General features: G+C 41.6%; 6 protein-coding genes and 1 pseudogene. All 7 read right to left on the minus strand.

Features of this window, described 5'->3' with window-relative positions; translation table 11 throughout:
* A partial coding sequence (locus ACFINY_RS09060) for a transglycosylase SLT domain-containing protein (RefSeq protein WP_375674033.1) occupies positions 1 to 173 on the minus strand: 173 nt, incomplete at its 3' end.
* The gene (locus ACFINY_RS09065) at positions 170 to 2,236 is read right to left on the minus strand and encodes a glycine zipper family protein (RefSeq protein WP_375682154.1); all 2,067 of its coding nucleotides are present in this window, start codon (positions 2,234 to 2,236) and stop codon (positions 170 to 172) included. The genes ACFINY_RS09065 and ACFINY_RS09060, both read right to left, overlap by 4 nt.
* A 1-nt stretch (position 2,237) precedes the next feature.
* A complete protein-coding gene (locus tag ACFINY_RS09070; RefSeq protein WP_375701028.1) occupies positions 2,238 to 3,683 on the minus strand; it encodes a hypothetical protein in 1,446 nt (481 codons plus the stop codon).
* 11 nt (positions 3,684 to 3,694) lie between these two features.
* Positions 3,695 to 4,579: a hypothetical protein gene (locus ACFINY_RS09075; protein WP_375635053.1), complete on the minus strand. Its 885-nt coding sequence runs from the start codon at positions 4,577 to 4,579 to the stop codon at positions 3,695 to 3,697.
* Position 4,580: 1 nt separating this feature from the next.
* A complete protein-coding gene (locus ACFINY_RS09080) occupies positions 4,581 to 5,006 on the minus strand; it encodes a hypothetical protein (protein ID WP_375610955.1) in 426 nt (141 codons plus the stop codon).
* A complete protein-coding gene (locus ACFINY_RS09085; RefSeq protein ID WP_375612638.1) occupies positions 5,006 to 6,463 on the minus strand; it encodes a hypothetical protein in 1,458 nt (485 codons plus the stop codon). The genes ACFINY_RS09080 and ACFINY_RS09085 overlap by 1 nt, the downstream gene beginning before the upstream one ends.
* 1 nt (position 6,464) lies before the next feature.
* Positions 6,465 to 6,750 (minus strand): annotated as a pseudogene (locus ACFINY_RS09090) (hypothetical protein); the annotation flags it as partial.

Genomic DNA, 6,750 nt, shown 5'->3' on the forward strand with positions numbered 1-6,750 from the left:
GCGGTGCTGTCTATAAATTGATACAACCCACCCGCAGAAGAACGGGGATTCCTTGCATTCGGATTGCCTCCACTTTCAACTTGCGCAACACGGTACAAATAACTCTCTGGCAAACCATAACGCGCTGCTGCTTGACGGATCGCTTGATCTACTGAAGGACTATAACGGGTCATTTCGCGTACTCTATTGAAGCACTAGGACCTAACCCTTTTGCTACAGCTCTAGAAACAATCTTCAAGCCTTCATCCGTTATCACACCGGCTTTATGCCACTTCAAAGCACTTTGAATCAATTTGGCAATTTCATTGCGCTCCATTCCTTTAACGCCAAAAGTTGCTAACTTCGCTATACCGCGCTCTAGCTCTTGTCTTGCCCGTAGCGCCTCTGGAGCATTCGGGTGGAAAAATATGTTTCGTGCTAATTTTAGAGATTCAGTTGGCCAATGCAAAAAATTTGAAAAATTAATTCCATCAAAAACAGAAAACTCAGGAGTGCCTTCAAATTTGCTAAAAGCCTCTTTTGCTGCATCAGAATAGAATTGCTCCTGATCTACTGCCTTTTTAAAAGTAGAAAACCGTTCCGGTCCTATGGTCCTTTCAAGATTCTCAGACGCAAGATTTTGTTTTAAAAGTTTAGAAAATTCATTAATAGGGTCATCACTTTTTCTGAGTAAATCATCTAAGGCATTTCTCATACCCATCTGATAGGTATTATTTTGTTTTGTCCAATTCCCTTTAGAAAGATTTTCCTTAACTGCATCCCTTTCAATACTCTTTTCAAGTTTCGTGCCTAGAGCTTGTCTACCCTTCTCAAAACTATCTGCAAAATTTTTGAATTTTGCTGCACTACCACGCGCTGCTTGATAAGTAGGAGAGATTTGATCCATTATTTTTACTAAATCTTGTTTGAGGATTTCGTATCCTAAAACCTTCTGGTTATCGCCATGTTTCTTACTTTTTTCGATTAAATCATCAAGAGACTTCTTGGTTTGATCTAATAACTCTATCGTAGGTTTATAGTTTATACTGCTAAACTTTCTATTATAAAATCGTCTAGGATTTATACTGAGGGGGTGTTCCTCTAAAGTCTTAACAGCTTCTTTGAGAGCTCTTTGAAACCCTTTATTTTCAAAAAGTTTATTAAGAGCTGGATAATGTTCTTTTCCTATTGGAATTTGCTTCGCTTGTTCATAGAGATGATCATGAGCCTCTTTTCCTTGCCGTTTAAGTGTCCTGCTTAAAGTATCTCTATGCTGGTATGGAACAATCGTCTGCTCCATCATATCATCAAGACGTTGAACAGAACCGCCTAATCTTTTCTCATGCGCTTGTTTCAAGAGATTATAAACATCTTCATTTGTTTTAGACGCATTCCACAAAGTCTGTCGTAGTTTTTCATTAATATCTGTCAAAAATACTTCCTGAGGTTCTGAGCTAAGACGTTCCGTGATCTTTTGGGGTTTATTATCGTAAAGTTGCTTGGCAACTTCTCGCAAAGCTTTATTTGAAACCTCTTTACGAGCAGGATTAAAATAATTCCTCACGACAGGAGGTGACTTTAAAGCATTTCCTAAACTACGAACTGCCTTAGAAATACCCATACCTCCTAAAGCAGCAACCGGCGTCAAAACTGCCCCACCAACACCACCGGCTAATGCCGAATTCACCGTATCATTGTAACCTTTTCCTGCACCAGAACCATGTAAAGCTCCAGAACCTGCCCCAACAATAGCTCCCCTACCTAAACTTCCTAAAGTCGAACCTGCTCGCAAAAAATTTAATGCTGGAATACCCAAAGATGCTAATGTTGGTAAAATCGAACCAGCAATATAAGCACCAGAAGATAACCATGGATGTTTCTCTTCCAAAGCTTTTAGGTAAGCGCGCTCCTTAGCTACCCTTCTATTATAGATCTCCTCTGCTCGTTTATCACCACGCCAATAATCTATAAAACCCGCTTCATTCGCCGCTTGTATCTCATCACTATAACCTGCTGTAAGACCAGATGTACCATGGCTTCTAACAGCATCCGACCACGTAAGATCTTTATCATCAAATGAAAAATCATCTGCTGTAAATTTTGTATTAAATGAAGCCGTATCATCATCAACAAGAGGGGAATAAGGAATATAACCCGTTGTTTTTTTTCCTTGATTACCACGACTGTTCTTCACCGAAGACGTACCATCATTATCGGATACATCATCAACAATGCGAGAATAAGGAATATATGCCATTTTAAGCCCCTTTAACCCTTATCTTTCCATCTTCACCAATAAAGCGTGCACCGGAAGGCAATGCATCTTCCTCTTCTTTGCTGGTAACAAGTGGCAAAGCATTACGTCCTTGCTGTGGAGCTTTAGAATGCGACTGTGAGGTAACCTTATCAACACTCTCTTGCGTTAATTCAATGCTGCTGTCTTCTAGCAATTTCAATACGTCTAATTTCATCTTAGCCAAAATCTGATGGATTTTTTTCAACCTAAACAAGAGCTCTTTATGACCCAAGTCGTACTTTATCTCTCCTAAATAGCTCTTTAAGATATCAAGCTCTCTTTCTGTAAGGTTACCAAAACCAGAAGCACCATTGCGTGAATACCGTCTCATCGTTTCTAAACGGTCAATACCTATACGGTTTTTAATGGAATCAAGCAGTGAACGCATATCACGGTGTTGAGGAACCTTAAAAGAAGCTTGCCAATCAGCAAGATTTCCCGTAGCCCAATCACCATTCTCTTCTATATAATTCATAAAACGTTCAATGTCATGGAGTGTATTACTACTGATAGCTTCACTATTTTTAAGATCTATTGTTTCTCGTAGGCGGTCCATTTCTTCTTTAGATCTAGCATCATAACCGCCGTTCACTTTTTGTAATAGAAAAGCATTCAATGCATCTTTATTCCCAGCCATGAACCGCGCCTCTTCTTCACTGTACCCTTTAGATTTTAGATATTCGACGGTCTGATTAACCTGCCCTCTTTGTTTATCTCCTTCGTTAAGACGCTTCACACCACTTGCAAGCGCATCCCACCCAGAACCGCCTGACGGTGCTGCCGACATACCTGCAAAAAGATCTTGAAGCTTTTTATAAAAATCAGACTGGACAAACTTTTCAAAACCAGTTCGAGTATCTACTGGAGAAGTTTGTGACTGTGGTGTTGAAGCTGCCTCTACTATAGGCGTAAGTTGTTTAATCTCCTGTGCATTAGGGAGTGGTGGATGATTACCAACACCAAATGGTATTTCTGCTTCAGGAACCACATAAGGTTCCTTCTTCTCATGATATACTCCATCCGGAACAATAGTTCCTATTTGAGAAGGCGCAAGAGAACCACTCTCAAACGGTTTATCAATAGAAATTGCACTAGGAGTAGCAGGACCTTGATGCTGCTGTATGACTCTCTGCAACAGATTCATTTTATCAATAGGTCTCTCACCAATCTTCGGAATAACCATTCCTAATAGCTTTCGACCATAGATCTCTTCACGCTTTTGGCGTTCTCTTTCTTCTTGAACTGTAGACCATCTCCTTCTATTGCGTTTTAATGTAGGTGGGAGATGTGTACTATGTTGTATTAAACCATCTGCTCCTATTCTAGACATTCTAACTAAAGGATGTTCACCTTGATCAGGAGGAATAAAAAAACGCGAAATGTTATCGAACCAAGAACTTTTTTCCATTTCTTTCTTTCCTATACACCGAATTTTTTGCCTAAAAATGCGCCAAAAGGTTTAGAAATATCAGGGATACCCATAAAACTTGTCGCAAGACCTGCTACTGTCGCAAAATTCTTCCAAGGGTCGTTGCCTTGCATCATAGAGGCTGTATTATTATTCGTTGTCGTGCCGTAATTCCTTGCAAAGCCATGACCGGCGTTCATAAGCATATTCAACCTATTCCAGCCGCTATTGTCTTGTTCCAGCCAACGTTCTCTATTGGCATCAACAAGGCGTTGATTGTGGGCATCAAGCACACCTCCCCCTTGTATGGCATTGGAATAGGCATTCCCATAACCCTGTAAGAAGTTATTTGAGGCGCCCAATTGATTTTGATTGGCTTGGTCTATCATGGCATTGGCTTGCATCATGCGATCCGCATCACGATTATACTGGTCTGCTGTAGCACTTGTGGACAAAGCACCAAGTTCATTTGCTAATACACCTGCATGTGCACCGGACCCATAACGACCCGCACCTGCAAAAGAGCTGTTAATCGTATCTCTTACACGGTCTAAGCTATTTTGAAGGGCGGCATTAAAAGACGGATTCTGTCCAACCATATCACCAGAAGCCACTCTTCCAAGATTGCTTGCTGTCAACGTTGGATTGTAAATCGTATTCATCAAAGAGCGATTTTGATAATGCTGTGGAATACTTCCAAGACCACCAATTCCATAGCGCGTTTGATCACTTAACGGCGCTACACGAGGACCGCCATAAACATTCCCACCCGCCCCTGTATCATACAGATTATACGCATCCGCACCACCTCGCTTAAAGACATTCTGCATCCAAGCAGGAGGGGCACTTGTCTGCACCTGCTTCTGTTCTGTCGTTGCTGGTCTACTGCTCCCCATGTCACAATTCCTTCCTATAATAAAGCATATCTATGCCATAACCTTGTTTGTTCAGTGCACGTTTCCAACCTAAACGCCCTAAAATCTCTATCTCAAAAGCCCCATTCTCACGCGCCCAATCCTCTACAAATGTCAAATTATCAACTTGATCAAGAACGCCCTTGCCACTACATTCACAAATCAGAGCGCGCTTCTTTCCTAAAACTGTCTGCTGTATCTGGGTCGTGAATGCCGCTAAAAAGCGCTCGTCATCATCCAAAACAAGCCATAACTGTTTCTTGCCACTGCAAATCGCTTCAAGGAGCTCTTGCAACGTGATTTCATGTTTGAAACGCTCTACATACTCTCTAAAGGATGCAATGATGTCTTCAAGATAAGGCGCTATACGCTCCATATCCCAAGACGTGGTCAAAAAGACTTTTGCCATTACCCTCTGCCTAAAGGACGTAAATCCACATTAAATCCTGTGATTTGGTTCCAATGAACACCTTCAGGAATACGCAATTTAAAGCGGTGATAACGATTGCGCGAACGACCATGATAAGCACCCGTGACATATGAACATGCCCTCTCTTGGTGCCATGTAATCGGCGTCTGATTATTGCGAAGACGACGCTCTCCTATGCTTAAAAGACCTTCCGTCGTATCAACTTCAGCAAACATCTTCGTGATAAAGTTAAAACTTCCATCTGGTGCTCCCAATTCTTGCGAAACAACCGTTGCCTCCATCGGTGCTCCCGTAAACATAACAAGCCGATTTTCATCATCAAAAGCACCAAGCATTGGGGCGCCACTTTGCCAACGAGGGCTGTCTAAAGAAGCCGGCAATGTCTCAAGATTGATCGAGATCTCATCTAACTGTTCTAAAGTATAACCTGTCGTAAATACTGGAAACAACGTGAAAGGTTTTCCCTGTAGCGTCGACCATTTCTGCAATCCCCAATCATAAACAAAGGTCGTTTGCTCGTTATTGCCTCTCTTTAAGGACCAGTAAATCCGGTTATCAATGGGATCTATAACCCCTTGCATCTCATCAAGAGCAAACTTATCAAAGGTTTTAAAAACTGTTCTATCAACTTTCTCAAAGCCTATCGGCAAAAGTTGACCATCCAAACTCATCTGATAAAAACCACCATCACTCGCAAAAAAAACATCACTCCCTCGACATGCTATAGAGGACGCACTACGGGCTCCGCGCTTGTCTTGTATCTTTTGAAACGTAAACACAATCTTAGAACCCGCAACAAAGGTTCCTGCATAAATAGCAGAACGCATAAAAATGAGGGGATTAGTCGATTCCGTAGACCCTTGAACATATTCTCCATCTGGAAAATCTTGAAAATCGCAATCTTTCTGCTTAACTGTCCAATGGGTTGCATCTTCCAAACCTGACCAATGAATGCGATTGGGGTGATCTGTCAATTGCATCAAACAAACAAAAGGTCCCCAAACCTTCACCAAGCCTGCTTTCGGGGGATTGCCTCCTAAATCTTCAAATCGTTCAGAACTATGGGTATTAAAAACTTGTGGTTTATCATTTTTATTCACCGCAATAATTCTTTGACCAAACAAAGCGAACGACCATTGATTATCTTCATGCGCATGATAAGTCACACCACTTTGACTTATGTCCTTCCACCCCTTCGTTTGACTATCATAACTGTAAAGCTTTTGCTTGCCTCCTACGATTATCTTAACACCATTGCCACTTCTAAACGCTATGCACCCCAAAGGCTTTTCTTCCAAAGCATGAGACACAACCATTGCACTAGGCATCGGAATGTAACAGCCATCAGCCGGTAAAACATTCACAAGCGTATCCGTAAAGCTACCGTTGACGACCGAAACATCTGGTCTGTAATCAGCGATTGGAAAATAAACCATATTAAAAATCCGTCGGAATTATTCGAGTGACGTTATGACGTTGAGACGTCTCTGCACGCAATTCATGCAACTGTTCGTTAAAGTCATTGTACGCTGCTGTTGCACAATCGGGTTCTTTAAGGATATTCTTGTAAAGTTCGTATTTTGCACGCGCCTTAATCAAATCAAACGCGTGCACAAACCATGGGTGCTCCTCATCGACACTATCTATCTCTGATAAACGCAATGGAGAGAGAATGAGTTGAATCTGATAGGCTTTATCCGGCGTGGGATAAAGATGTAATTTC

Origin of the sequence: Bartonella sp. AA23NXGY (assembly GCF_042197165.1) — a bacterium.
Lineage (GTDB): Bacteria > Pseudomonadota > Alphaproteobacteria > Rhizobiales > Rhizobiaceae > Bartonella.